The organism is Planococcus donghaensis (assembly GCF_001687665.2).
GTDB lineage: Bacteria > Bacillota > Bacilli > Bacillales_A > Planococcaceae > Planococcus > Planococcus donghaensis.
Window position 1 is genome coordinate 369,234 of sequence record NZ_CP016543.2, and the last position, 24,695, is coordinate 393,928.

30 protein-coding genes are annotated in these 24,695 nt (G+C 39.2%); 22 read left to right on the plus strand and 8 right to left on the minus strand.

Annotation, left to right across the window (positions count from 1 at the left end):
- Window positions 1-31 precede the first annotated feature (31 nt).
- From BCM40_RS01950 to BCM40_RS01965, 4 genes are all read left to right on the plus strand, one after another.
- On the plus strand, window positions 32-244 hold the full coding sequence (locus tag BCM40_RS01950) for a hypothetical protein (RefSeq protein WP_065527390.1): 213 nt from the start codon (window positions 32-34) through the stop codon (window positions 242-244).
- Between the two features lie 110 nt (window positions 245-354).
- The gene (locus tag BCM40_RS01955) at window positions 355-1,623 is read left to right on the plus strand and encodes an acetyl-CoA hydrolase/transferase family protein (RefSeq protein WP_065527389.1); all 1,269 of its coding nucleotides are present in this window, start codon (window positions 355-357) and stop codon (window positions 1,621-1,623) included.
- Window positions 1,624-1,781: 158 nt separating this feature from the next.
- Window positions 1,782-2,198, plus strand: coding sequence for a MarR family winged helix-turn-helix transcriptional regulator (locus BCM40_RS01960; RefSeq protein WP_065527388.1), 417 nt, complete (start codon window positions 1,782-1,784; stop codon window positions 2,196-2,198).
- Between the two features lie 17 nt (window positions 2,199-2,215).
- On the plus strand, window positions 2,216-3,388 hold the full coding sequence (locus tag BCM40_RS01965; protein WP_065527387.1) for an MFS transporter: 1,173 nt from the start codon (window positions 2,216-2,218) through the stop codon (window positions 3,386-3,388).
- 66 nt (window positions 3,389-3,454) lie between these two features.
- Here the strand turns inward: BCM40_RS01965 and trhA are convergent, their stop codons facing one another.
- The gene (gene trhA, locus BCM40_RS01970; protein WP_065527386.1) at window positions 3,455-4,102 is read right to left on the minus strand and encodes a PAQR family membrane homeostasis protein TrhA; all 648 of its coding nucleotides are present in this window, start codon (window positions 4,100-4,102) and stop codon (window positions 3,455-3,457) included.
- Between the two features lie 133 nt (window positions 4,103-4,235).
- Here trhA and BCM40_RS01975 point away from each other — a divergent pair, with 133 nt between their 5' ends.
- Both BCM40_RS01975 and BCM40_RS01980 read left to right on the plus strand, forming a co-directional pair.
- Window positions 4,236-4,814, plus strand: a complete 579-nt coding sequence (locus tag BCM40_RS01975) for a DUF1836 domain-containing protein (RefSeq protein ID WP_337590159.1) — start codon at window positions 4,236-4,238, stop codon at window positions 4,812-4,814.
- Window positions 4,814-5,278, plus strand: a complete 465-nt coding sequence (locus BCM40_RS01980) for a YaiI/YqxD family protein (protein ID WP_065527385.1) — start codon at window positions 4,814-4,816, stop codon at window positions 5,276-5,278. Before BCM40_RS01975 ends, BCM40_RS01980 begins: the two co-directional genes overlap by 1 nt.
- Window positions 5,279-5,306: 28 nt before the next feature.
- Here BCM40_RS01980 and BCM40_RS01985 read toward each other — a convergent pair whose 3' ends face one another.
- On the minus strand, window positions 5,307-6,410 hold the full coding sequence (locus BCM40_RS01985) for an S-layer homology domain-containing protein (RefSeq protein ID WP_065527384.1): 1,104 nt from the start codon (window positions 6,408-6,410) through the stop codon (window positions 5,307-5,309).
- Between the two features lie 233 nt (window positions 6,411-6,643).
- On the opposite strand from BCM40_RS01985, the gene BCM40_RS01990 reads away from it, so the two are divergent.
- The 5 genes from BCM40_RS01990 to BCM40_RS02010 all read left to right on the plus strand — a co-directional run bounded on the left by BCM40_RS01990 (window position 6,644) and on the right by BCM40_RS02010 (window position 10,436).
- A complete protein-coding gene (locus BCM40_RS01990; protein WP_065527383.1) occupies window positions 6,644-6,925 on the plus strand; it encodes a hypothetical protein in 282 nt (93 codons plus the stop codon).
- Window positions 6,926-7,015: 90 nt separating this feature from the next.
- Window positions 7,016-8,107 carry an AI-2E family transporter gene (locus BCM40_RS01995; RefSeq protein WP_065527382.1) on the plus strand — a complete coding sequence of 364 codons (1,092 nt, stop codon included), beginning with the start codon at window positions 7,016-7,018 and terminating at the stop codon, window positions 8,105-8,107.
- A 115-nt stretch (window positions 8,108-8,222) separates the two neighbouring features.
- Window positions 8,223-9,008: a transporter substrate-binding domain-containing protein gene (locus tag BCM40_RS02000; protein WP_065527381.1), complete on the plus strand. Its 786-nt coding sequence runs from the start codon at window positions 8,223-8,225 to the stop codon at window positions 9,006-9,008.
- Between the two features lie 58 nt (window positions 9,009-9,066).
- Complete coding sequence (locus tag BCM40_RS02005) at window positions 9,067-9,711, plus strand: amino acid ABC transporter permease (protein ID WP_008431290.1); 645 nt, start codon at window positions 9,067-9,069, stop codon at window positions 9,709-9,711.
- On the plus strand, window positions 9,708-10,436 hold the full coding sequence (locus tag BCM40_RS02010; protein ID WP_065527380.1) for an amino acid ABC transporter ATP-binding protein: 729 nt from the start codon (window positions 9,708-9,710) through the stop codon (window positions 10,434-10,436). Before BCM40_RS02005 ends, BCM40_RS02010 begins: the two co-directional genes overlap by 4 nt.
- Before the next feature lie 215 nt (window positions 10,437-10,651).
- On the opposite strand, the gene BCM40_RS02015 is transcribed toward BCM40_RS02010, so the two are convergent.
- Window positions 10,652-11,092: a peptidylprolyl isomerase gene (locus BCM40_RS02015; protein ID WP_008431293.1), complete on the minus strand. Its 441-nt coding sequence runs from the start codon at window positions 11,090-11,092 to the stop codon at window positions 10,652-10,654.
- 77 nt (window positions 11,093-11,169) lie between these two features.
- Window positions 11,170-11,961, minus strand: a complete 792-nt coding sequence (locus BCM40_RS02020) for an SDR family oxidoreductase (RefSeq protein ID WP_065527379.1) — start codon at window positions 11,959-11,961, stop codon at window positions 11,170-11,172.
- Window positions 11,962-12,119: 158 nt separating this feature from the next.
- Between BCM40_RS02020 and BCM40_RS02025 the strand changes: the two genes are divergently transcribed.
- A complete protein-coding gene (locus BCM40_RS02025; RefSeq protein WP_065527378.1) occupies window positions 12,120-13,106 on the plus strand; it encodes an NAD(P)/FAD-dependent oxidoreductase in 987 nt (328 codons plus the stop codon).
- Between the two features lie 36 nt (window positions 13,107-13,142).
- On the opposite strand, the gene BCM40_RS02030 is transcribed toward BCM40_RS02025, so the two are convergent.
- A complete protein-coding gene (locus BCM40_RS02030) occupies window positions 13,143-14,642 on the minus strand; it encodes a BCCT family transporter (RefSeq protein ID WP_065527377.1) in 1,500 nt (499 codons plus the stop codon).
- 237 nt (window positions 14,643-14,879) lie between these two features.
- Between BCM40_RS02030 and BCM40_RS02035 the strand changes: the two genes are divergently transcribed.
- From BCM40_RS02035 to BCM40_RS02050, 5 genes are all read left to right on the plus strand, one after another.
- Window positions 14,880-15,650 (plus strand): 3D domain-containing protein, encoded by a 771-nt coding sequence (locus BCM40_RS02035; protein WP_065527376.1) that lies wholly within the window; start codon window positions 14,880-14,882, stop codon window positions 15,648-15,650.
- A gap of 181 nt (window positions 15,651-15,831) precedes the next feature.
- Window positions 15,832-16,305: a GNAT family N-acetyltransferase gene (locus BCM40_RS02040; RefSeq protein WP_065527375.1), complete on the plus strand. Its 474-nt coding sequence runs from the start codon at window positions 15,832-15,834 to the stop codon at window positions 16,303-16,305.
- Window positions 16,306-16,443: 138 nt separating this feature from the next.
- A complete protein-coding gene (locus tag BCM40_RS02045; protein ID WP_169818704.1) occupies window positions 16,444-16,857 on the plus strand; it encodes an NUDIX hydrolase in 414 nt (137 codons plus the stop codon).
- Window positions 16,858-16,921: 64 nt separating this feature from the next.
- Window positions 16,922-17,089, plus strand: coding sequence for a hypothetical protein (locus BCM40_RS16420; RefSeq protein ID WP_169818705.1), 168 nt, complete (start codon window positions 16,922-16,924; stop codon window positions 17,087-17,089).
- Window positions 17,090-17,148: 59 nt separating this feature from the next.
- On the plus strand, window positions 17,149-18,087 hold the full coding sequence (locus BCM40_RS02050) for a magnesium transporter CorA family protein (RefSeq protein WP_065527374.1): 939 nt from the start codon (window positions 17,149-17,151) through the stop codon (window positions 18,085-18,087).
- A 36-nt stretch (window positions 18,088-18,123) separates the two neighbouring features.
- On the opposite strand, the gene BCM40_RS02055 is transcribed toward BCM40_RS02050, so the two are convergent.
- Window positions 18,124-18,435 carry a hypothetical protein gene (locus BCM40_RS02055; RefSeq protein ID WP_065527373.1) on the minus strand — a complete coding sequence of 104 codons (312 nt, stop codon included), beginning with the start codon at window positions 18,433-18,435 and terminating at the stop codon, window positions 18,124-18,126.
- Between the two features lie 175 nt (window positions 18,436-18,610).
- Between BCM40_RS02055 and BCM40_RS02060 the strand changes: the two genes are divergently transcribed.
- A complete protein-coding gene (locus tag BCM40_RS02060) occupies window positions 18,611-19,372 on the plus strand; it encodes an STAS domain-containing protein (protein ID WP_065527372.1) in 762 nt (253 codons plus the stop codon).
- Window positions 19,373-19,472: 100 nt separating this feature from the next.
- Here the strand turns inward: BCM40_RS02060 and BCM40_RS02065 are convergent, their stop codons facing one another.
- On the minus strand, window positions 19,473-19,787 hold the full coding sequence (locus tag BCM40_RS02065) for a winged helix-turn-helix transcriptional regulator (RefSeq protein ID WP_065527371.1): 315 nt from the start codon (window positions 19,785-19,787) through the stop codon (window positions 19,473-19,475).
- 130 nt (window positions 19,788-19,917) lie between these two features.
- Here BCM40_RS02065 and BCM40_RS02070 point away from each other — a divergent pair, with 130 nt between their 5' ends.
- A complete protein-coding gene (locus BCM40_RS02070) occupies window positions 19,918-20,772 on the plus strand; it encodes a VOC family protein (RefSeq protein ID WP_065527370.1) in 855 nt (284 codons plus the stop codon).
- A 37-nt stretch (window positions 20,773-20,809) separates the two neighbouring features.
- On the opposite strand, the gene BCM40_RS02075 is transcribed toward BCM40_RS02070, so the two are convergent.
- On the minus strand, window positions 20,810-21,070 hold the full coding sequence (locus tag BCM40_RS02075; protein WP_065527369.1) for a hypothetical protein: 261 nt from the start codon (window positions 21,068-21,070) through the stop codon (window positions 20,810-20,812).
- Between the two features lie 136 nt (window positions 21,071-21,206).
- Here BCM40_RS02075 and BCM40_RS02080 point away from each other — a divergent pair, with 136 nt between their 5' ends.
- From BCM40_RS02080 to BCM40_RS02090, 3 genes are all read left to right on the plus strand, one after another.
- Window positions 21,207-22,277 carry an NAD(P)H-dependent flavin oxidoreductase gene (locus tag BCM40_RS02080; protein ID WP_065527368.1) on the plus strand — a complete coding sequence of 357 codons (1,071 nt, stop codon included), beginning with the start codon at window positions 21,207-21,209 and terminating at the stop codon, window positions 22,275-22,277.
- 98 nt (window positions 22,278-22,375) lie between these two features.
- Entirely contained in the window at window positions 22,376-23,209 is an 834-nt protein-coding gene (locus tag BCM40_RS02085) for a DUF368 domain-containing protein (RefSeq protein WP_065527367.1), read from the plus strand.
- Between the two features lie 326 nt (window positions 23,210-23,535).
- On the plus strand, window positions 23,536-24,663 hold the full coding sequence (locus BCM40_RS02090) for a CAP domain-containing protein (protein ID WP_065527366.1): 1,128 nt from the start codon (window positions 23,536-23,538) through the stop codon (window positions 24,661-24,663).
- The last annotated feature ends 32 nt before the right edge of the window (window positions 24,664-24,695 follow it).

A 24,695-nucleotide genomic window follows, 5' to 3' on the forward strand; every position in this document is an offset into this window, starting at 1 on the left:
AAAACAACGAAAACCAAAGGGGTTTTTACAGATGAAGGATTTTAGTTTTAAAACACGAGTCATCTATTTCGGAGCAATTGCTATAGTCAGCTTAGCTTTCTTAGCGTTGCAACTTACTGCTGTAATGCAAGGGTCTGATGGGGTAGGTTCTATTACGCTTGTGATCCTCTGGTCACTAATGGCGTTGTTTGGTTTTGCCGGCATCGGATACGCTGTGAAAAGACGAAACCGTCAGAGAAACTGACGGTTTTTTCATTTGCGGTTGACTTGAATAGTTTATAAATTTAAGTAATAAAAGACCCTGCAGAATATATGGTAAAGTTAGAATAGAGTGAAAAAGCAGGGGGTTATAAGATGGACAAGCAATTAACGCCGCAACAAGTTATAACTTTAATCGATAAAAATGCAGATTTGATTATCCCAATTGCTAACGGAGAACCAGTCCGATTACTAGATATATTAGAAGAAAACGCAGGGCAATTGAATGGCGTGAAAATTCATCAAATGTTAGCTTTGCGATCACGACCTTATATCCAAGGGGAAATCGAGCAGTTAAAACATGTTTCCTATTTTCTTAGTGGCGCTACACGTAAAGTATATCAACAAGCAAAGATAGATTTGATTCCGAATAATTTTCATGAAGTGCCTCGAATGCTCAAAAAAACAACGAAAATGTCGATGATTTTGACAGTCGCATCGCCAATGGACGAACATGGCTATTTTACTTTAGGCACACAGGCTGACTATATTGCTGAATTTATCGGCAAAGTCCCGTTCGTATTAGAAGTAAACAAGCACATGCCACGCACATTCGGGCGCAATCAAATTCACGTTAGCCAAATTTCAGGGTACATAGAGCACCATGTCCCTCTTACAGAAGAAACCATTCCAGACGTGTGCGACCGAGACTTATTGATTGCATCTAATATTATTCAGGACATTCAAGACGGAGACACATTGCAAATTGGAATCGGTTCTGTACCCAATGCAGTTATCAGCATGTTAAAAGATCATCGTCATTTAGGCATTCACACAGAAATGTTGCCAGATGGAGTAGCGGATTTAGTGGCTTCAGGAGCAGTGGATGGTACACGAAAATTTACGAATCCCGGGAAAATTGTTGCCACTTTTGCTTTTGGATCAAAAAAGTTGTATGACTTTATCAACAATAATCCAGTAGTGGAATTTTTACCAGTTAGTGTTGTGAATGATCCCCGAGAAATTGCAAAAGAAAAAAATATCGTTTCCATCAACTCCACAACAGAAGTTGACCTATTTGGACAATGTGCTTCTGAAACGGTTGGGGGTAAGTATTATTCTTCAAGTGGGGGGCAAGTGGACTTTGCGCGCGGGGTTCGATTTGCTGAAAATGGCAAAGGTTATATTTGTATGCCATCGACGGCTAAAGACGACACCCTCTCTCGCATCAAGCTTCATCTGACGCCAGGATCTGTCGTAACAACTGGCAAAAATGATGTAGACAATATTGTCACAGAATATGGCGTTGCCCGCTTACACGGCGTCTCTCTTTCTGAACGCGCTAAACGTTTAGCTGCCATAGCCCATCCAAAGTTCCGTGAAGAGTTATTGTTTGATGCAAAAAAACAAGGGTTATTAATTTAATAATGAGAGCAGCTGTGTTCTTTTGAAAACGGCTTAGCCTGTAGATTTATTCGATTTATTCGAGGCCTCTACAGGCTTTTTTATTCGGCAACCAAAGCAAATTCCTTTATAGGGCGAGTAGGTAAGTATATACTTACCTAAGTAAATAATTGTTGAGGATGAAACTGATGAAAAATTTGTTGTTTCATGAAATCCACCAAAAATCTCGGTTATCAATAAAAAAAGCGAACGATGCTCTAAAAGAGTTTGAATTATACAGTTCGCAATGGTCTATTCTGTTCTGCTTAAAGCAATTTGGTGCGATGACACAAAAAGAAATTTGGCAGTATTTGAATGTGGAAGCACCAACTGTTACGAGGACTATCGCTCGATTAGAAGAGAGTGGATGGGTTTTTCGAGAAGAAGGTCAGGACAAGCGGGCGAGAATTGTTCAGTTGTCCTCTTTTGCTGAACAACAATTACCTGAAATCGAAAAGCGAGTTCAAAATGTTGAGGAAGAGTTGACATCGAATCTTTCAGATGAAGAGCAAGAACAACTCGTCACGTTACTAAAAAAAATCGGACAATCTTTTTAAGAAAGAAGATGTAGTGAATGACTGAAAAAAGGCCAATTTGGACAAAAAGTTTTGTGAATATCTCCATCAGCACATTTTTTGTTTTTGTTGTTTTTTATGCGTTGCTAACGTATATGCCACTTTATGTTTTGAATGAACTAAACGGTACGGCTACAGAAGCTGGATTAGTAATATCTGTATTTTTACTGTCTGCCATCATTATGCGTTTTTTATCAGGGATGATATTAGAGAAATTTGGTAAAAAAAGAATGTTGTTAATTTCAGTATTTCTGTTTGCCGTTAGCACCGTACTTTATCTAGTTGTGGAAAGTTTTACAGGGCTTTTATGGCTACGACTTTTCCACGGCATTTGGTTTAGTTTGCTCACGACTGTAGCAGGAGCGATAGCTGCAGACATTATTCCGCCAGAACGACGGGGTGAAGGATTGGGTTATTACGGTATTGCGATGAACTTAGCCGTAGTAGTAGGTCCATTTATTGTATTAACTTTAAAACAATACGTATCCGCACATATCATCTTTGTGGTGTTGGCGGTTATTATCCTTATCGGGTTTTTATGTGCATGGGCTGTCAATGTGGAGGAAGAATCGTTTAGTAAGCAACCAAAGCACAAATTATCGATTAATGACTTTTTAGAGAAAAAAACGATGCCGATTGCAACAGTTGGTTTTTTAATCGCATTTGCGTATGCCAGTGTTATCGCATTTATTTCTGTTTATGCGGAGTCACTCGGTCTTATCAAAACGGCAAGTTTTTTCTTTCTGGTCTATGCAATGGCAATGCTAATTGTCCGGCCCATTACTGGGAGGTTGTTTGACACTGTAGGCCCTAAAGTTGTTATTATTCCCTCAATCATTATTTTTGGTGTGGGATTGATTGCATTAAGTATTACTGAGGTTTCATGGATGTTGCTGTTGTCAGGTGCATTAATTGGTCTTGGATACGGAACTTTATTGCCGAGTTTTCAAAGTCTTGCCATACAAGCTGCTGATAAGAATCGTAGCGGCTATGCTACAGGTACATTCTTTGCCTTTTATGATAGCGGGATTGCCATTGGGTCGGTATTGCTTGGATTAATCGCCGGAATCGCTGGTTATGCTAATCTTTACTTAATGCTTGGGGTGTTTGTTATTCTTGTTGTGTTCTACTATATGTGGATTGCATCAAAACAAGATGCGCAGACTCGTTAACAATACTTATAGATTTTTTTAACAAAGCCAAAGGGTGCACAAAAAATTGTGCACCCTTTTTTCGTCTTATAGCACATAAAAGTATACGGATAAGAAATGACAGAGACTGCCGAAAAGAATAAACAGGTGGAAAATTTCATGAAAACCTAAGTGTTTGGAAGACAGGAAATTTGGTTTGATGCCGTATATAACACCACCGACTGTATAAGAAACACCGCCAGCAACAAGTAAAAGTAAACCTGTTAAAGAAAGACTATCCGCTAATGGGACAACGGCGAAAATAATGATCCAACCCATTGCGATGTAAATCGCAGTAGAAAGCCATCTCGGAGAATGAAACCAAACCATTTTAAAGAAAATTCCGCTGAGTCCTAAAACCGTAACAAGTGAAAATAAAGTCCAACCGAGTGTTCCGCCAAGCGCAATGAGACAAAAAGGTGCATAAGATCCAGCGATTAATGCAAAAATCATCGAGTGATCGAGTTTCCGTAAAAACGCAACGATGTAAGGTTGAGAAATGGCTGAATGATAAATGGTAGAGGCAGTGTATAACAAGATTAAGCTAATGCCAAAGATGGAAACCGCTACTACGTGTAACGCAGGTTGATCTGCATAGGCTGTTTTCGTCACCATTGCTAGCAGGGCAGCTAAAGACAGTAAGGCTCCTACTAAATGGGATAAAGCATTAAATGGTTCTCGAATGTATGCTGTCATATGAAAAGCTCCTCGCTATATGTAGTTATTGAAACTACTTACAAAGATACTCGTATTATATAATGGAGTCAAGTTTGGAGAATTATTGATAATGATGTAAAATAACGAGTATGAAATACCTCAGGGAGCGTGAGTGCATATCGGAAATGCAAATAAACTTATCGAAAAAATGGCTTTTGAAAACCAAGTTTTACCAGAAGACATTCCGAAGATTGATTTGTATGTCGATCAAGTCATTCAATTGTTTGAATCCAATTTCGCAGAAACCAAAAGGCATCCAGATGAAAAAATTCTCACAAAAACGATGATTAATAATTACGCAAAAGGAAAATTGTTTTATCCAATTCAAAACAAAAAATACAGCCGTAATCATATTATGCTAATCAGTTTGATTTATCAGATGAAAAGTGCGTTATCGATCAATGACGTCAAACAAGTATTAGAAGGCATCAATGAAAAGGCAGAACAAAAAGAATTAGACCTTGAACAGTTCTATCAAAGCTATTTAAACCTTCAACAAAATAATATCGCATTTTTTGAAAATGGATTAACACAACAAGTGAAAGAAACTGCTGAGCAAGTGTCGGATGTTGAGAATTCAGAAGAACTGGAACGTGTGTTATTAATTGCCTCTTTAGTTCATACGAGCAACCTTTATCGTAGAGCAGCTGAGAAACTAGTGGATGAGATGGTCGAAAGGGGCAAAGCGTAATGAGTAAAATTTTAATAGACGCAGATGGTTGTCCCGTTGTATCACAAACAATTGAATTAGCGAAAGTTTATCGTATATCTGTCATATTGATTTGCGACACTTCCCATGAAATGCATCGAGAAGGCGCAGAGACTATAACGGTATCAAAAGGAGCAGATGCTGTGGACTTCGTTCTTGTCAACCGAGTAAAAAAAGGGGATATTGTGGTCACACAAGATTATGGACTTGCAGCAATGGTACTTGCTAAACGAGGAATACCGATTGATCAAAACGGCCGTGTTTATTCGGATGAAAATATTGAACAATTGCTTCATGGTCGTCATGTCGCGAAGAAGATTCGGCAAAGTGGCGGCAGAATGAAGGGGCCTAAAAAACGACGGTCTGAAGATAATGAGAAATTCCAAGCTGCTTTAAAACAGTTGTTGAGGCAAGCAAAAGAAAACGAAGAAATGCCTGGCACATAAAGTCGCCAGGCATTTTTTATTTTAGCGCTTAAATGGTCCAGCGATCATTGATAATCGCTACTAATATCCATTTACCGCTAGTATTTTTTTCGAATACCATGCTCAAGCTTTGCCAGTCCATACCGTCGTACTGTTCTGTTCCTGGGTTATGGTACTCAACGATCATGGCCTTAGGATAGAGCTGATGGATAAACTCATGAGCCGTTGGTTGAGTCGTTCTTCCATACCGATCTTTATCGGTATAAGTCGCATTCATCAAATACTGATCATAATATTCAGCAGGCGTTAAGTTGATCTCAAAGCCACTACCATCTTGATAACCCCATAAATAATCATTAGGGTTAGTCATGAAGTTTGGAAGTTGTGCTTTCGTAAAGGTAACACCGCCGTTATCGAGACATCCTCCGCTGTAAGGACAGAAGGTCAATCCGTCTGCAGAACTTACATAAGTAGCGACATCAGCAAAGTCTTTTGCTTTTAGTTCAGCCAAAATTTTGTTGGCTGTAGAGAGCAATTTCTGCTTTTCAGGGATGAACACCGGGTCAACTGCGCGAGCTAAAAAGGCAGCAAATTGTGCGCGAGTCACTGGTGTGTCAGGTCGGAACGTATTATCCGGGTATCCACGTGCTACCCCATAATAAGCGAGTCGTGATACGGCATTAAATGCAAAATGATTTTTCTTCATATCCTTAAACGTATTGTCAGGAGCTTTAGGGAAATAGAAAGCTCTGTCTAGTATAGCTGCAGTTTGTCCACGAGTAACGGTCCAATCAGGACGGAAATAATTATTCGGGAAACCAAAAATGATTTCCTTTTCAGCAGCCGAAGCAATATAGCCAGAAAACGGATGACTTGAAGGAACATCTTTAAAGCCGGTCGAGCGCGCTGTATCGTCTAAATACACCGCTCGTCCAATCATCGCAATCGCGTGGGCACGAGTGACAGGGTCATTTGGTCTGAAGGTACCATCAGGATATCCATTGATGATGCCTTCTTCATGAAGATAAGCAATTTCAAAAGCAAACGGATGGTCAGCATTTACGTCATCAAACAAAACAATCGCGTTGGCGGGAGCTAAAAATGAACTGAGCATCAGGATGACAGCTGCAATTAAGGACACCAAAGTCTTCATATTGATCCCTCCCTATTTGATCTCATTTTACCACAATAAAAGGTATTTTGTAACAAATTATTGTTATAAAAATAATAAATTATTATTTCTAGATGCTGATGTGCAAGTGATGCAAAAACTACTTTCAAGTAATTTTTATAGCACAAAGTACAAGTTTAGTTGGGTCAGTTTAAAAAGCAAAAAAGGGGTATACAAGGAAGAAGTGAGTATATATTTTGGAGGGATTAGTTTATATGAAAAAATCAACAATGAACACATTGATAGGGAGTGCACTTGCAGCTGCTTCTGGAATTTTTGTTTACCGAGCTTACCAGGAGAAAAACACTGTTCGTGTAGAGCCAGATATGGATATGTACAACAGCACAGAAATCGACAAGCGCGAGAGTGTTGATGCCCTAGAAGACTCTGCTGAACAAGGATTGTCGCAATTGGATTCTATTTACCGCGATGAATGGCAAGCTAATGGATTTCCACAAACTCATAAAGAAATGCGTGAGCTTGAAAAAGACCAATAAGAGAAAATCGCAAGCGAAAGCAAAACATCTTTTTGCTTTCGCTTTTATATGCCGAAATTCAAGGCGAGAATAAAGAAAGGAGGAAAAAACATGTGGATTAGAAAGCCGTTTTTCGAATACACAACCGCTATATTACTTGTTGCAATCACGTTGTTTTTTTTAGGGAAAATTGATTATGTGCTAGAACCTATACAAATCGTCATCGCAACAATTTTCGCTCCTGTCTTGTTAGGTGGCCTTTTTTATTATTTATTGCGACCATTTGTAAATTGGTTAGCACGGTTTGTGCCTAAAATTGTAGGGATCGGCATTATTTTCACGGTCATTGCCTTAACGGCTTCTTTGCTAATTTACTTTTTTGGACCGGTTATTACTAAACAAGTCGATAGTTTAGCAAATTTGGCACCGGAAACAGTAGAAGAAGTAACAGAAGAATCTAATCATTTTTTAGCTAATTTTCAATTCGGGGGAGTAACAGGTTCAGAAATTCGCATGTGGACATTGGATTATTTAGAAAATTTATCAGAAGGTTTACTGAATAACGTGATGGATATTTTGGCGATGCTGATGAATATCGTGATTGTGTTAATCGTCGTACCTTTTGTCTTGTTCTTTCTATTGAAGGACGATAACAAGTTTATTCCACATCTGACTAAGTATTTACCTGAAGAGCATAAAATGGAGGGTAAAAAAATATTAAAAGATGTGGATCAAACTTTATCTGCTTTTATTGTCGGTCAAGCCTTTGTTGCTGGCGTCGTAGGAGTCTTAATGTATATCGGTTATCTTATTATCGGCTTGGACTACGCTTTGAGTTTGGCAATTTTTGCGATGTTCTTAATCATTGTGCCGTTTCTAGGTCCTCTTATTGGTATTGTTCCGGCCCTTTTTGTGGCATTAACGAGTGGAGATATGTGGATGGCAGTGAAAGTTATCCTCGTGTTACTCGTGGTTCAACAACTAGAAGGGAATTTGGTTACGCCGAACATTATGGGAAATCGGTTGAACATTCATCCTTTAACAATTATTTTGCTCCTAATGATTGCAGGTGCTTTATATGGGTTTATCGGAATTTTAATCGCTATTCCAACATACGCAGTTTTGAAAACATTGGTTCATAACTTCCGATTATTTAATCGATTACGTAAAAAAAGAGAAGTTGCTAGTAAAAAGGCACTTTAGTACTGATTCCAATATTAATATTTTAGTTATTTTTATTCAAAGGTTCTGAATTTGAGAAAATTATGATATATTAATATTTAGTAAGGCCAATGAGAGAAAACAAGGGGGAACTAAAATGAAAAAATGGAGTCTTTTAGCACTACTTATGGCAATGATGCTCGTGATCGCTGCTTGTGGATCCGACGAGAGTGAAGATACAACGGATGGTGGGGAAAGCGGAAGTGACGCAAAAACTTACAAAGTAGGAATCGACACAACGTACCCACCTTTCGAGTTTGAAGTAGATGGCGAGTATACGGGAATCGATATCGACTTGATTACAGCAATTGCTGAAAACCAAGGGTTCGAAATTGAATTTAGCCCAATGGACTTTGGCGGAATTATCCCAGCTTTGCAAGCGGATCAATTGGATATCGCGATTGCTGGTATGAGTATTACAGATGAGCGTAAAGCAGTAGTTGATTTTTCTGATCCTTACTTTGATGCAGGTTTGTCTCTTGTTGTAGCAGAAGACAACAATGAAATTACATCATTAGATGATTTAGAAGGCAAAACAGTAGCGGTTAAGAGCGGAACAACAGGTGCTCAATTTGCTCGTGATAACGAAGCAGAATACGGCTACACTGTAGCACAATTCGAAGATAGCCCATCAATGTTCCAAGAAGTTTCAAACGGCAATGCAGCAGTATTGTTAGAAGATTACCCAGTTATTGCTTATGCAATTGCTGAAAGTGGACTTTCATTGAAAACAGTTGGAGATCGTTTAACTGGAGATCAATACGGAATTGCTGTATTAAAAGGTCAAAACGCAGAAGTACTTGAGCAAATTAACACAGGTCTTCAAGAATTGCGTGACAGCGGTAAATACGATGAAATTTTAGCGAAGTATATTGCAGAATAAAAAATAAGTGTAGCGCGCATAAGCGCGCTGCATTTTTTTATTCAAAGGAGATGTAAAGATGGATACAATTATTAACGCCTTTCCGTATTTAATGGAAGGTTTGAAAGTAACGCTGTATATATTTGCAATTGCGATAGTACTTGGATTTTTAATTGGATTAATTGTTGCATTATTTAGACTAGCACCTTTAAAAATTTTAAATTGGATTGCAAAAATCTTTGTTGATGCCATTCGAGGAACGCCATTTATTGTCCAGCTATTCTTTATCTATTTTGGGTTGAACTCTTTAGCTTTTATTTCTTTAGATAATACGACTGCAGGGATTGTAACTGTGGCTATTAACGCAGGAGCTTACTTCTCGGAAATCATTCGTGCGGGTATTCAGTCGATTGATAAAGGGCAGACAGAAGCAGCGCGTTCGCTCGGTTTGAATTCAACACAAAATATGCGTTATATTGTATTGCCGCAAGCTTTCAGACGTATGTTGCCGACCATTACGAACCAAGCGATTATTTCATTAAAAGATACGTCTTTGCTATCGGTTATTGGGGTGGCAGATTTGACGCAAGAAGGTCGTATTCAGGCCAGCGCCACGTTTGATGCTTTTAATGTTTACTTAATCCTAGGAATTATATACTTCGTCGTTATTTACTTGCTCTCCATGCTGGCGAATTATGTAGAAAGGAAGTTTGTATTGCGATGACTATGATTCGAGTAGAGAACTTAAAAAAATCATTCGGCAATTTAGAAGTTATAAAAGACATCAGTACAGTTGTGGAAGAAAAAGAAGTTATTTGTGTCATTGGTCCATCAGGTTCGGGGAAAAGTACGTTTCTTCGCTGCTTAAACCGACTTGAAGAAATTACCGGAGGTCATGTTTATATTGAAGGAACGGATATTACCGATCCGAAAATAGACATCAACCAAATTCGCCAAGACGTAGGAATGGTGTTTCAGCAATTTAACTTGTTTCCACATAAGTCGGTACTTGAAAATATTATTTTAGCGCCGATGAAAGTAAAAAAAGGCGATAGAAAAGCTGTTGAGAAAAAAGCTTATGAACTGTTGGATAAAGTAGGACTTCGTGAAAAAGCAAAGGCTTACCCAGGCGAACTATCGGGTGGTCAAAAGCAACGTGTGGCAATTGCTCGTGCACTGGCGATGGATCCGAAAATTATGCTATTTGATGAACCAACTTCAGCGCTTGACCCTGAGATGGTAGGCGATGTGCTAGATGTTATGAAGCAATTAGCGCAAGAAGGTATGACCATGGTCGTTGTGACACACGAAATGGGATTTGCTGCTGAAATGGGCGATCGCGTGTTGTTTATTGACGGAGGTTATATAGTAGAAGAAAATGTGCCGAAAGAATTGTTCGGCAATCCGCAACATGAGCGGACAAAAGCATTTTTGAGTAAAGTGTTATAAAAGATGCGCCTCTGGGCGTATCTTTTTTTATGGAGTTTTTTCGTTTGGACAGTATTTGCTGTGATTTGGACAGTATTCTATTCGAATTGGACTGTATTTCACTTCATTCCGACAGTATTCCACACAAACTCGACAGTATTTCAAGATTATGGAATAAAACGCCCAATAAAAAACCGGACTGGATGAAAATCCAGTCCGGCTAAGCTCAATAGTTTTTATTCTTCGTCAAAAACGTGAACTTTTGTCATTTTGTCGCCATTGCTCATTGCTTTGGCAGTTTCAAGTCCTGAAGTCACTTGTCCGAAGACAGTGTGAACGCCGTCAAGATGCGGTTGTGGTGCGTGAACGATAAAGAATTGGCTTGAACCAGTGTCTTTACCTGCATGCGCCATTGAAAGGCTTCCTGCTTGGTGTTTGTGTGGGTTGCCTGCAGTTTCACATTTGATTGTTTTGCCGCTGCCGCCTGCACCCGTACCAGTAGGGTCGCCGCCTTGGCTTACGAAGCCAGGGATTACGCGGTGGAATGTTACATCATTGTAGAAACCTGAGTTTGCAAGTTCCTCAAAGTTTGCAACAGTGTTTGGTGCTTCATTAGGGAAAAGTTCGAATTCGATGATTTCGCCGTTTTCCATGTGGATGTGTCCTTTTTTAGCCATGTTAAAACATCTCCTTTATAATAGGTTCATTTTCTAGTATATCGATTTTTGAGGTGGCTGTATAATCATTTGGCATATTACAATGCTTTTAATGATCCACCTTCTACAACGAGCGATTGTCCGGTTAAGTAAGAGTTAGCTGATGATGCAAGAAAAACGATGATTTTGGCAAATTCCTCCGGTTCTCCATAGCGTCCGGCCGGAATCGATGCTTTGCTTTTTTCCACAATTTGCTCGACACCAATGCCTTGTTTATTTGCAGCAATTTGATCAAGTTCGGCGACACGATCTGTAGCAAAACGTCCAGGTCCTACAGTGTTGACCAAAATGTTATCGCCCGCGACTTCACGTGCCAAAGTTTTTGCAAACCCAACCATACCAGCACGGAAAGTATTCGACAAAATCAATCCATCAATCACTTCTTTAACAGAGGAAGAAGAGACATTTATGATGCGTCCGAATTGCTGTTCTTTCATATAAGGAAGAACGGCTCGGGAGGCGCGAATATAGCTTAACAAATTTTGTTCAAACGCTTGGTACCAATCAGCATCTTCCACTGCATCAAAACCACCAGCTTTTGGACCGCCTGTATTGTTCACCAAAATATCCACACGTCCAAATTGATCGGCTACGAATTGAAACAAATCAAGAATATCTTGTTCTTTCGAGCCGTCGCAAACGTATGAGAATACTTGGCTGTTACCAGAAGCTTCTTTAATCTCTGCTGCCGTCACATCAAGTGTTTGTTGATTTCGACTTGAGATAACTACAATAGCGCCTTCTTTAGCGAACTCGAGTGCGATTGCTTTGCCGAGACCTTTACTAGAAGCCATTACAACAACAACTTTGTCTTTAATTCCTAAATCCACTGCATTCACCCTTTCGTATGTATCCAAGCTTTAGTTTAAAGATAAAAGACCGAGTATTCAAACTTTTATTTTTTTAAATTTCCGTCATAAGTCCAATGGCGTGAAACCGGGTAAAATATGATAGGATATAGTTACTGATTAGATTAGGAGTGTTATAAATGGAAGAACGCGAAGTTTTTGATATAACGATTATCGGCGGCGGGCCAACAGGCTTGTTTGCTTCCTTTTACGGCGGTATGCGCAAAATGAAAGTGAAAATTATAGACAGTTTGCCACAACTGGGTGGTCAGCTGACTGAATTGTATCCGGATAAATTCATTTACGATATCGGTGGATTTCCAAAAGTGTTAGCAAAAGATTTAGTGGATAATTTAGTTCAACAAGCAAAGTACGGAGATCCTGAAATTTGTTTAGAGGAAACGGTAACTGCTGCTGAACGCCACGAAGACTATTTTGTCATTCAAACAGACAAAGGCCTGCATTATTCAAAAGCAATTTTGTTAACGGCAGGAGTCGGTGCATTCCAACCGCGTAAACTTGCAGTTGAAGGATGCGAAGCTTTTGAAGGAACATCTCTTCATTATGGAGTAAAAGATTTAACTGTCTTTAGCGATAAAAAAGTAGTTGTTTTAGGAGGCGGTGATTCAGCCGTTGACTGGTCAATGATGCTTGAAAACGTCGCGTCGCACGTAACCTTGAGCCACCGCAGAGAGAAAATGACTGCACACGAAGCGAACATTGATGTTTTAATGGCATCTAAAGTAGAAGTGAAAAAACCTTTTGGCGTAAAAGAATTGGTCGGCGAAAACGGCCAAGTCCGTGAGCTTGTGTTAATTGACAAAGAAGGCAATGAAGAACGTCTTGAAGTGGATCATGTAATTTGTAACTACGGCAACATTACTTCTCTAGGAGCTATTAAAGAGTGGGGCCTTGAGATGGATAAGAATTCCGTCATCGTTAACTCGAAAATGGAAACAAGTATTCCTGGAATCTATGCTGCAGGAGACATTGCAACGTATGAAGGGAAAGTAAAGCTGATCGCTGTTGGTTTCGGTGAAGCACCGACAGCCATTAATAACGCGAAATCTTACTTAGATCCAAAATCTAAAGTTCAACCCCTACACAGTACGAGCGTTTTCAAATAATAAAAAATCCGTTGCCTACAAGAGGCAACGGATTTTTTATTGCTTTTTAGAAGTTTTAACTAATGGATCTTGTGCGGCGGCCTTGAGGAACGACACACCCATTAAGAGAATGACGACAGAAAAGGGCAATGCTGCGATGATCAAAGCGTTTTGAAGACCTTGTGTACCACCTGTGTAAATAACGATAGCAGCAACCGATGATTGAATAATACCCCACGTGATTTTTACAAGGTTCGGTGGATTTAACATACCACCTGTAGTCTGCATACCGAGCACGAATGTAGCTGAATCGGCAGAAGTGATAAAGAAAATCGCGATAACGAACAACGTAATATAGGACAGCAAAGTTCCAAGTGGGTAATATTGCAGAACACCAAAAGTTGCTGTTTCAATACTGTATTCAGAAATTTTAGCAATGCCGTTTTGCTCAAGGTTTAACGCAGACACGCCAAACACAGCGAAAAAGATAAAGCAGACTAATGAAGGAACCAATAAGACACCTAGCATAAATTCTTTAATGGTACGTCCTCGAGAAATACGGGCAATAAAGATTCCGACAAACGGAGCCCATGAAATCCACCAAGCCCAATAAAACACTGTCCACCCATCGACCCACGCACGTTGATCTTCATTGACTGGTTCCAAATTAAAACTCATCGAAAAGAAGTTAGTTAAATATCGGCCAATTGTATCGGTAAATGAATTGAAAATATAAAGTGTCGGACCAACAATTAACAACAACACGAGCAAGATAAAAGCAAGAATCATATTAATGTTACTCAAGTATTTGATGCCGCGGCCAATACCTGACCAAGCTGATCCGATAAAAAGAACGGTCGTTACTGCGAGAATGAGCAATTGGAAAGCAAATGTATTGGGTGTGCCGAACAAAAATGACAAACCTTCGTTGATTTGTGCAGATCCAAATCCGAGCGTCGAAGCTACGCCGATAATAGTGGCAAAGACGGCTAGTGTATCAATTAGTTTTCCTAATGGCCCTGCCATTAGCTTTTTCCCGAATAAGGGAATAAGTGTAGCACTTATCAATCCGGGTGCATCGTTGTGAAATTTAAAATAAGCTAACACTAACGCAACGATGCCATAAATGGCCCATGCATGTAATCCCCAATGAAAAAAAGAAAATTGCATCGCTTCTTGAATCGCTTGATCTGATCCGAGTTCAGACTTGGGAGCATTTTTAAAGGCATGAGAAATCGGTTCAGCGGTTGTCCAAAAAACTAATCCCATCCCCATGCCTGCACTAAATAGCATCGCAAACCAAGAAATAAGAGAAAACTCAGGCTTGTCGCCAGGTTTTCCTAATTTCAAATTCGCAAATCGAGAAAAGATTAAATAGACGCAGAAAGTCAAAATTAAGAATACGGTTAAAAGGTAGTACCAACCAAACGTGCTGGAAATAGCAGAAGTCCATTCACCTGTTTGGATTTTAAAGCCTTCTGGGGAGATAAGACCCCAGGCAAGCATGCCTAAACAAATTAATAATGAAGTCCAAAAAACAATTGTTACATTTTTCAATAGTCTCTCTCCTTTTCTTTTCTGTTAAATAACTTTTTCTTTTTCCCGGATTTCTGAAATTTAAACAGTTTGCCGTTAATTTTTTAGTGCATAGCTGTTGTTAGTTATATTACATTTTGTAATAAAGTGAAATTCTGTGTCATGAAATTGTTATGTTCTATCTGTCGTTTTGACATGTTGTTGACATGTGGAGGTGTTAGTATAGTTTTTGTTAGTGAAAAGGAGGAATTTCAATTTATGAAAAAGCAAATCGTTACACTAACTGCTATCGCAGCATTAAGTGTGGGAGCAGCTACTACAGCTAGCGCTTCATCATCATATACAGTTCAATCAGGTGACACTCTATGGGGAATTTCGCAAGATAACAATGTATCAGTAGAAAGCTTAAAAGGGTGGAACGATTTATCATCAGATTTAATCTTCCCGAACCAAGCACTTGAAATTGATGGGCAAGCAACATCAAAAACAACATCAGACAACTCAACATATACAGTAAAATCAGGTGACACATTATTTGAAATTGCAAGTGCTCATGGAATTTCAGTAGACAGCTTAATGAGCTGGAACGGTATTTCTAGTACGTTAATTTATCCTGGTGAAACATTTACAGTTAAAGGTGGTACTGCAGCGCCAGCACCAGCGAAATCGACTGCACCAGCATCAGCTCCAGCAAGTGCGCCTGCTGAGAAAGCACCAACGCAAGCTTCGACACAAGCTGGTAAAACAATGACAGTTTCTGCGACAGCTTATACAGCTTATTGCGCAGGATGTTCTGGAACTACAGCGACAGGTATTGACCTTCGCGCAAATCCTAACCAAAAAGTAATCGCAGTGGATCCTTCAGTTATTCCACTAGGCTCTAAAGTTTGGGTTGAAGGTTACGGAGAAGCAATCGCTGGTGATACTGGCGGCGCGATAAAAGGCAACAAAATTGATGTCTTTATCCCAACACAAAGCGAAGCTCTACAATGGGGCCGCAAAAACATTACAATTAAAGTCTTAAACTAAAATAACGATGCTACAAAGCCGAGGTGTCCATTCCCTTGGCTCTTTTTTTGCTCTAATTAGTTGAATGAAAATTCTGATATTTATTAGCAATTATACGATAACTGCTATACACTAAAAGAGCAGGTGATCGTCAGTAAATCCGTAAGTGGAAAGTATATATCCATTAGGAGGAGGATGCGACATGACAGTAGAAATCAAAGAAATCCAAGATTTGAAAAAGCTGGACGTTTCAAAACTGGTAGAAGAAAGTGAAGCGGAAGGCTATCGCTTTTTAAGAAGACTTGTAGACCAGTATGAAGATGGTAGCAATACCTTTAATAAACCTGCGGAAGTTTTATACGGAGTATGGGATCATCATGACCAGTTAGTGGCAATTGGCGGATTAAATCGTGACCCGTATTCGAGTAAAAATGGAGTAGGAAGACTACGAAGGTTTTATATTTCTGCAAATTCTCGTAGACAAGGCATTGGTACAAAGTTATTACAAAAAATTATTGAAGATGCGAAAGGTCATTTCCACGAACTTGTTGTGCGAACAGATTCTTCAGCGGCAGACGCGTTTTATAGAGCCAATGGCTTTTCGGGAGACCTTGGCTTACCAGAAGCTACGCACGGCATGGTTTTAGAACAGGAACAACGAAAAAAGGCTGAGTAACACCTTCAGACAAACGGCTTGCAGCTGCAAGCCGTTTTATTATGTCTAGAATTAATTGGAGAAGCTCGTCCGGTTTGTTGAAATGTATGGTAACGTAAAAAGAGTTGATTAATTTGTAAATAAGATAGGAGCGATTGCATGGAAATGTCAAATTGGAAAGGCGCTGCAGGCGTCTGTATTAATGAAAAAAATGAAGTGCTACTAGTGTTGCAGGGAGTTCCTGGAGAAGAAAAAAAGTGGACAGTACCAGCAGGTGGAATTGAAGGGGAAGAAACGGTTGAACAATGCTGCACGCGAGAATTTTTTGAAGAAACGGGATTGACTGTTCGAGTGGTCGAGGAGTTGAGCACTCGTGCAGGAGAATACGAAGATTCAAAAGTGTCTTTTGAAGTGGTTTATTTCAAAGTGGAAGTGACGGGGGGAGAAATTGTTCTTCATGAAGAAGATGAGTGGATCGCTGATGTGGCGTGGAAACCGATTGCTGAACTTCGGGAATTAGAACTGGCTTATCCAGACGATGCTGAACTCATTGAATCACTAGTGGTACAGTAAACAGGATTATAAAATCAAGGAGCGGGTAATTAGGGTGTAACAACAATCCGAGGAGGTGTTTTGGATGAAGAAGGACCGTGAAAACAAAGAAGGAGAACAACTGATTCCAGAAGTTGAACCACGGCGAAACATGCCACCTGAAAAAGAGATTGATCCGATGCCAGACAGAGATTTAGAGTATAAAGAAAACTCCAATGAAAAATACAGAGACAATACGCAACAAAAAGAGTAGGCAAGCCAAATATTGGCTTGCCTTTTGCAGCGGAACAACTGCTGAAAGGGGATTACTAAATGCCTCAATATGTTTTCAAACATGCAGTGTGGAACGAAGAAGGTGAGGGAAATGCCGATTTTCGTAAATACCTGCCGGAAAATGAAAAAATGAAAAATTGGATGGATCAATCGGAAAATCCAGCGGTTAATATTCTTCATACGCATACAGTTGCCCGTGGCAAGGAATCTTTGTGGGGGTCGTTAATATATAAACAAAGTGCAACTTCTAAAAGATCTCGTGAAGTATTTCACTTTTATTTATCTAAAAATGTTTTTGTCACCAGTAAAATTGATTTCGAACAAGACGCAGATTTAGATAAGGATGAAATCTTGCATCAGATGGAAAGTGCGGCATCTTCTATAGAAGTCATGATGATTATTCTTGGTGAGATGGTTGCATCGATTTTGCATAAAATAGACAGCTTTGAAGAACGTCTACATGATTTGTTGTGGGCAGTGAAAGAACAGAACAATAAAAAAACATTTGGAGAAATTGAAAATGCACGCCATGAAATTTTATTGTGGAAACATTTAATTATGGGATTTCAAGAAATAAAAATGGCAATTGAAGAAACCTTTGGAAAAGAGGTTATAGGACAAGTAGAATACCGTCGAACAGCTACACGTATCGAGCGTTGTGTAATGCTTGTTAATTCATATGAAGATGAAATAAATAATATGGTTGATATCGAAAACGTAGTCGCCAATTATCGAGGCAATGAGATTATGAAAACGTTAACGGTCTTAACGACATTGTTTACTCCTGTTATGGCGTGGGGAGCTTTATGGGGAATGAATTTTGAAAATATGCCTGAGTTGAAATGGCAGTTCGGATATCTTGGCTCTGTATTCATTATTTTAGGATCGACATTTGTTCTCTACCTATACCTTAAACAAAAAGGATGGATGGGGGATATTTTGCAATCGATTGGGAAAAACGCACCTAAGAAAAAATAAGGCGAAAGCAGGAACCAATGGATCCCTGCTTTCGCCTTATTTTGCTTTATCGTTCTCAAGTTCTTGCAATAGTTCGGTATAAGAATGCAAATCTTGATCTCCGTGTTTTTCAATGTAATCTGTGATCAATGCTTTTAATTCTCTTCGTTGTCTTTCGACTGCTACGAGTTTCTCTTTCATCGATTGTCGTTTCCATAGCTCTGCGTCTTCAACATCTTCCATTTTTTCGAGCATATCGATTTCGGCGAGCAACACTAAAGCTTCGGTTTTTTTAGCTTCGTACTTTTTTAATGCTTTCTCAACTTTTCGGGTATCGTTGTCAAAAGTCAATTTAGAGTACATGGACATGCTTTAACCACCTTTCAACGAAAGTGCTTTTAGTTTATTTATACCCGGATTTCTTGAGTAATATCCCTCTTTTGAATATCTATAAAATAATTTTTGCGGGAATAGGGAATCTCTATAAAGCTATGGCATAATGAAAGGACATAAATTGATAAAAATTAAAAAAAGGTGGATACACATGCCAGCTATCGGAGAAATTCCAAAAAATATAAATGCATTAAATGCCTTGGATGTTATAGGGGAAACAATTATTATTGCGGATAGTTCCTATATTATTAGATGGATGAATTCTGAAGCATGTCGATTATTAAGTCAAGTCGCTCCTATGTACAATTTGTCTGACTGCAAAGATATGATTGGGAAGAGTATGGACGCTTTTCACAAAAATCCGCAGCATCAAAAAGGGGTTATGAAAAAATTAGAGGGAACTCATCGCACACGCATATCCATTCGCAACCAAGTAATGGCGGACATCGTAGTAACCCCGATTCTAGGTAATAGCGATGAACCAGAAGGCTATATTGTGATGTTGATGGATGTTACAACCCAAGCTGCTGAACAACAACGAAATGAACAGTTGATTAAAGAATTGTCCATTCCTATATTGAGTGTTTGGAATAAAACAATCGCGCTCCCACTGATTGGTGCGTTTGATAAAAGTCGCACCGATCATCTTATTTCTACCGTTTTAATGAGATGCGCTGAGGAGAAAATCGAGTATGTGTTGATAGATTTGAGTGGGATTAAAGAGTTTGAGGATCAAATTCGGCATCAAATTCAAATGATGACTGATACGTTAGATTTAATTGGGGCCACGTGTATTCTAGTGGGAATTAGCCCGAAGTTAGCTATGTCCATTGTGCACTTAAATAGCAATACTCCAATATTTAGTACTACTCATGAAGGATTAAAACATATTATGCATATGCAAAGCCAATAAAAAAGAGCTTATCCAGTAAATGGGATAAGCTCTTTTTTAAAAAATAGAATTGTAATGTTGATAGCTGACTTTACAAGTTGTGTATTTCAACATCACTTGTTTAGACTGGATCTATCCAAGTTTGTGACCACTTCTGAATTTCGTCCATCACTGGTTTTAAAGAGCGTCCTTTTTCGGTTAAAGCATATTCAATACGTACTGGTGTTTCGGGATAAATGGTTCGTGTGATCAAACCTTCTACTTCCAAGTTTTTTAAACGTTCGGATAGCAAGCGACCACTAACCCCAATTACTTCTGTTAAATGGCTAAAACGTTGTGGGCCGGATAACAATTGATAAATAATGAGGCCGGTCCAGCGTTGACTGAGCAGAGAGATTGCTGTCTCAAAACGAGGGCAAATGATGGAAGTATCCATACTCATCACTCCTTTTCATTAATAGTAGCATACAAAAGGGATATTTTAAAAGAATCTAGTTACTTGAAGTTTAGTTATTATAAAAGTATACTAAGTTACATAAAGTAACTATATTGAAGAGGTGGAAAAAATGGATTTTCATAAAAAACCAGTTACTCATGTAGGCAAAGTGGGATTAAAAGTAATAGATCTTCTTAAAATGAAACGATTTTATGAGAAAGTAATTGGTTTTGAGGTTATTTCAGAAGAAGAAGATAAAGTCAGTCTGGGTGTTGGCAGTAAAGTATTGGTGGAACTTGAAGTGGTTAAAGGAGTCACCCCGAAGCAAGGCCGGTATGCAGGGTTGTATCATTTGGCAATATTGTTACCCACTAGAGAATCTTTAGGAAAAATCCTTATCCATCTTGATCAACAAGAGATTCAATTAGGATCAGCAGATCACTTAGTTAGCGAGGCTTTGTATTTCTCAGATCCAGAAGGAAATGGCATCGAAATTTATCGGGATCGGAAACCTGAGCAATGGAACTGGAATAATGATAAAGTTTCTATGGCAGTAGATCCGATTGATGCTCGAGGGTTAGTGGAAGAAGCACGAAAATTTCCAGAACCTTGGAACGGTTTGCCGGCTGAAACCGTAATGGGTCATATTCACTTGCATGTATCTAATCTGGATGAAGCTAAAGAGTTTTATGTAGATGGAATCGGACTAGAAGTCGTTTCAAATTTAGGTGCCCAAGCTTTATTTTTAGCAGATCAAAAATATCATCACCATATTGGAATGAATGTCTGGAATGGTGTGGGGATTCCGGCGCTTCCTGAAAAAGAAGCAGGGCTGCACTATTACACGTTAATGATGGAAAATGAACATCGCAGTGAAATTGCTAAAAATCTTCATTCAATGGGAATAGAAATTGTTGAACACAATGATTATTGGGAAGTCAAAGACCCATCAGGAAATTTCATACGTTTATGTGTTTACTCATAAACTAATAAAAGCCGACTCATAGCTGAGTCGGCTTTTATCATTCGGCAGAAACTTCTTCACAACTATTATCTATCGCCATATAGGCCGTTGTCGTAAATGCTGCTTTTTCTGAGATTTCAGTAGTTAGTTTATTTTTGAGGGCTGCTTCTGAAATCTTATTTTGGCGAGTTTCAATATATGCGTGCATGCTTTCTTGGCTAATTGCTTTTTCTAAAGGGTTGTTATAAAAAGTCAAAAGGATTAATCCACATGCTCCTGCGATTAAAGTGATACCTAAAAGTGAAAGGAATCCCTTCATAGTAAATCCCGCCTTCTTGTGTGTAGTTATGATAAAGAACGCTGAACATAATAAAAAGTTCCCTGTTGCTGCATATTGTCGTTTGCGAGATACTGAGAACAATGACAACATCTAACGAAACAAAGGGGGAGTAAGTATGTTTTCGTTACAAACAACAATTTGTGAGTTGTTTCAAATTGATTATCCACTTATTCAAGCTGGCATGGCGGGTGGACCAACAACTGTAGAATTAGTAGCTGAAGTTAGTAATGCAGGAGGTCTTGGAACTTTAGGGGCAGCATACATGACACCAGAGGCACTAAGAAAAGCCATTAAGGAGATTCAGTCGAAAACTGAAAAGCCATTTGCTGTTAATATTTTCGCTTCTTCGGAACAAGATGACTTTAATCGGTTAGCAGAAGTGCAAAAAGCATTAAGCCCTTTTCGTTCAGAGCTAGAAATCAGCAACCTTGAGCCCACATATTCGTCACCTAATTGGAGTGGAGAACAATTTAATGTTTGTATAGAAGAAGACGTATCAATTATTAGTACTGCCTTTGGTTGTTTTTCTAAAGACCAAATGAAAATCGTAAAAGAACGAAAAGTTAAAACTGTCGTAATGATCACAACAGTAGAAGAAGCAATACTCGCTGAAAAATCCGGAGCAGATGCAGTCGTAGCTCAAGGAAGTGAAGCAGGGGGTCATCGCAGTACGTTTTCACTCGCTCAACATTCATTCGGCGCACAGATTGGCACAATGTCTTTAGTTCCACAAGTAGTAGATGCAATCGAGATTCCGGTTATCGCAGCCGGCGGTATTGTTGATGGACGTGGATTAATTGCTTCGCTTGCGCTTGGGGCACAAGGAGTTCAGATTGGTACCCGGTTTGTTACTGCTAAAGAATCGGGAGCGCATGCACTTTATAAGCAAGCGATATTTGGCAGTACTGAGGAAAGTACGGTGGTAACAAAAAGTTTTTCTGGAAGACCCGCCCGTGGCATCAAAAACCGTTTTATTCGTGAATTTGAACAAAGTGGCATTGAGCCTTTGCCTTTTCCTTCTCAAAACATAGTTACAAAAGATATTCGTGCCGCTGCTGCCAAATTGGAAAATGCAGAATTTATGTCATTGTGGGCAGGACAGTCTACCCGTAGTTTGATAGAAGAAGAAGTTGCTGCTGAAATCGTTCAAGAGATTATGAAAGAAGCAAAAAAACTGCTAACCTGAGCTTTTTGCAGTAGAAAATGATTGGAAGGAAGCTCGAGTTTCCAATAGGCACATGCTATACTAATACAAGTGATTTTTAAAACGAGGAGATTAGACGAATGGAATGGAAGAATATATACCGCGGCATCTTAATGGGAATAAGTGATTTAATCCCAGGAGTAAGCGGAGGCACAATTGCGTTTATTTTAGGGATTTATGATCGTTTGTTACAATCGATCAGTGGATTTTTTAGTCGTAACTGGAGAAAACAACTTGGATTTTTAGTGCCTCTTGGCATAGGGATTGTCATCACTCTGTTGCTGTTTAGCCGAGTGATTGAATATTTATTAGAGCAACATTACGAAGCGACTCAATTTTTCTTCATGGGATTAATCATTGGTGTCATTCCGTATATCATGAAGCAGGCTGAAGTTAAAAAGAACTTTACTTCACGACATGTGATTATTTTATTGGTTATTGGAGCGGCATTGGCAGTGACTGCTTTTATTCCGACAGAGGAAGACTTAGCTCCAATTACATCCCTTACTGTGCCGATTTTCTTTATGTTATTTTTCTCAGGATGGTTGGCAAGTATGGCGATGTTGTTGCCGGGAATTAGCGGATCCTTTATTTTGTTATTGTTAGGTGTGTATTCAACGGCTATTAACGCCTTATCCACTTTAAACATTCCGGTTGTCTTCGCAATCGGTGCTGGCGTCATCGTTGGATTTATCGTCAGCAGTAAGGCAATACAATATTTACTTCAACATTTTACTTATGTTACTTACGCTGCTATTATCGGACTGATTCTCGGGTCGTTGTTTGTTGTCTTCCCAGGATTTTCGTCTGATCCAACTACGCTGATTACGAGCCTAGTAACGTTTGGACTTGGGCTTTCGTTTACGTTACTGTTTAGTTCACCTAAAAAAACGGCTATTACAGAAGAAGTTTAATAAAATAAAGCGATTCTTTTTTCATTTTACAAAGATCAACCCTTTCCATAGCGATTTTTCAAAAAGAGGTGCCATCATCGATGATGGCACCTCTTTTTTATGCCCGTCGAAGCTACATGGACGCTTACACTTTTCTTGTTGTCTAGTTCCAGCGTCCAGCTTCTAGGGTCATAAGCCACTCCAACTGTGCAGCAAAGAACGCCGCTTCGTCAGAGTGTCTTATACCCGTCGAAGCTACACGGACGCTTCCACTTTTCTTGCGCAAAGCCTTTTTGTTTTGTGGATGGGGGATTTGCCTTTAAACTATAAGGTAAGAGGTGATACGTGTGCGAAAAATTTTTTGGTGGTTTGTTGTGTTACTGGCCGTGTTTTTTGCGCGCCCGATTTGGGAAGAACCTGTCGGTAAATATGTTGATTTAGGTTTTTTAGATTCTGTTGACCGCACAGTTGAAAGTATTGCTGGAAATCCAGAGGTGACGCAAGTTATAGATGAAGCTCGAGATTTTACTGCGCGTGTTGGTGCGCAACTACAATCGTTTATCGTTTCTCAATCAGTTGAAGTCCCAGAAGCTGTGGCAAAACCTGAATTAGTTGAAACGGAATCATTGTTTGCTGTTCATAATGTAACAATCGGTATGGCTAAAGAGGATGCTCAAGAAAAAGTCGGTTTGCCTTTACGGTTAATGCGTAACGAATATGGAACTGATTGGCATAGCTATCATCAAGATTTTCAGAACTATGTTTTATTGTCTTACGATAAAGATGGAATAGTAAATGGAATGTTTACAAACCAGGATGTATTTTCCTCGAGGGAAGGGATTACAATAGATTCCACCAAATCCGAGGTCCGATCTATCCTTGGTACACCACTCAAAAGCCTCCAAAAAGGAAATGTTCAATATATACTAGATACCCGTGATGAGTATGATGTGTTTAAGACAGATGACACCTATACAACTATTTTTTATGATATCCACGAAGAAGACACCGTGACGGCCGTGCAAGTAGTTCACGAAAAATTGGAGGAAATGCGACCTCAAATATATGCAAAACCGGACGAGAAATTGAAAGAAGGCTACGAATACTTGCTTTTCGAATTAACGAATTCCGCACGTATTCAGCGTGGGCTGCCGTTATTAAAATGGGACAGTGAGACGAAAATAACTGCTCGTAAGCACAGTGAAGATATGGCCGAAAATCAGTATTTCAGCCATACGAACCTAGCTGGGCAATCTCCTTTTGATCGCATGAAAGAGGATGGGATTAGCTTTTATGTAGCGGGTGAAAATTTAGCGTATGGCCAGTATAGTAGTGTATTTGCTCATGAAGGGTTGATGAATTCTTTAGGACATCGCGAAAATATCGTAAAGCCAGATTTTGGTTTTTTAGGAGTAGGAACTGCATTTAATGAGGAAAATCAACCGTATTATACGGCTAATTTCTTTAATCGATAGAAAAGGCAGGCTGTCAATAAACTGACAGCCTG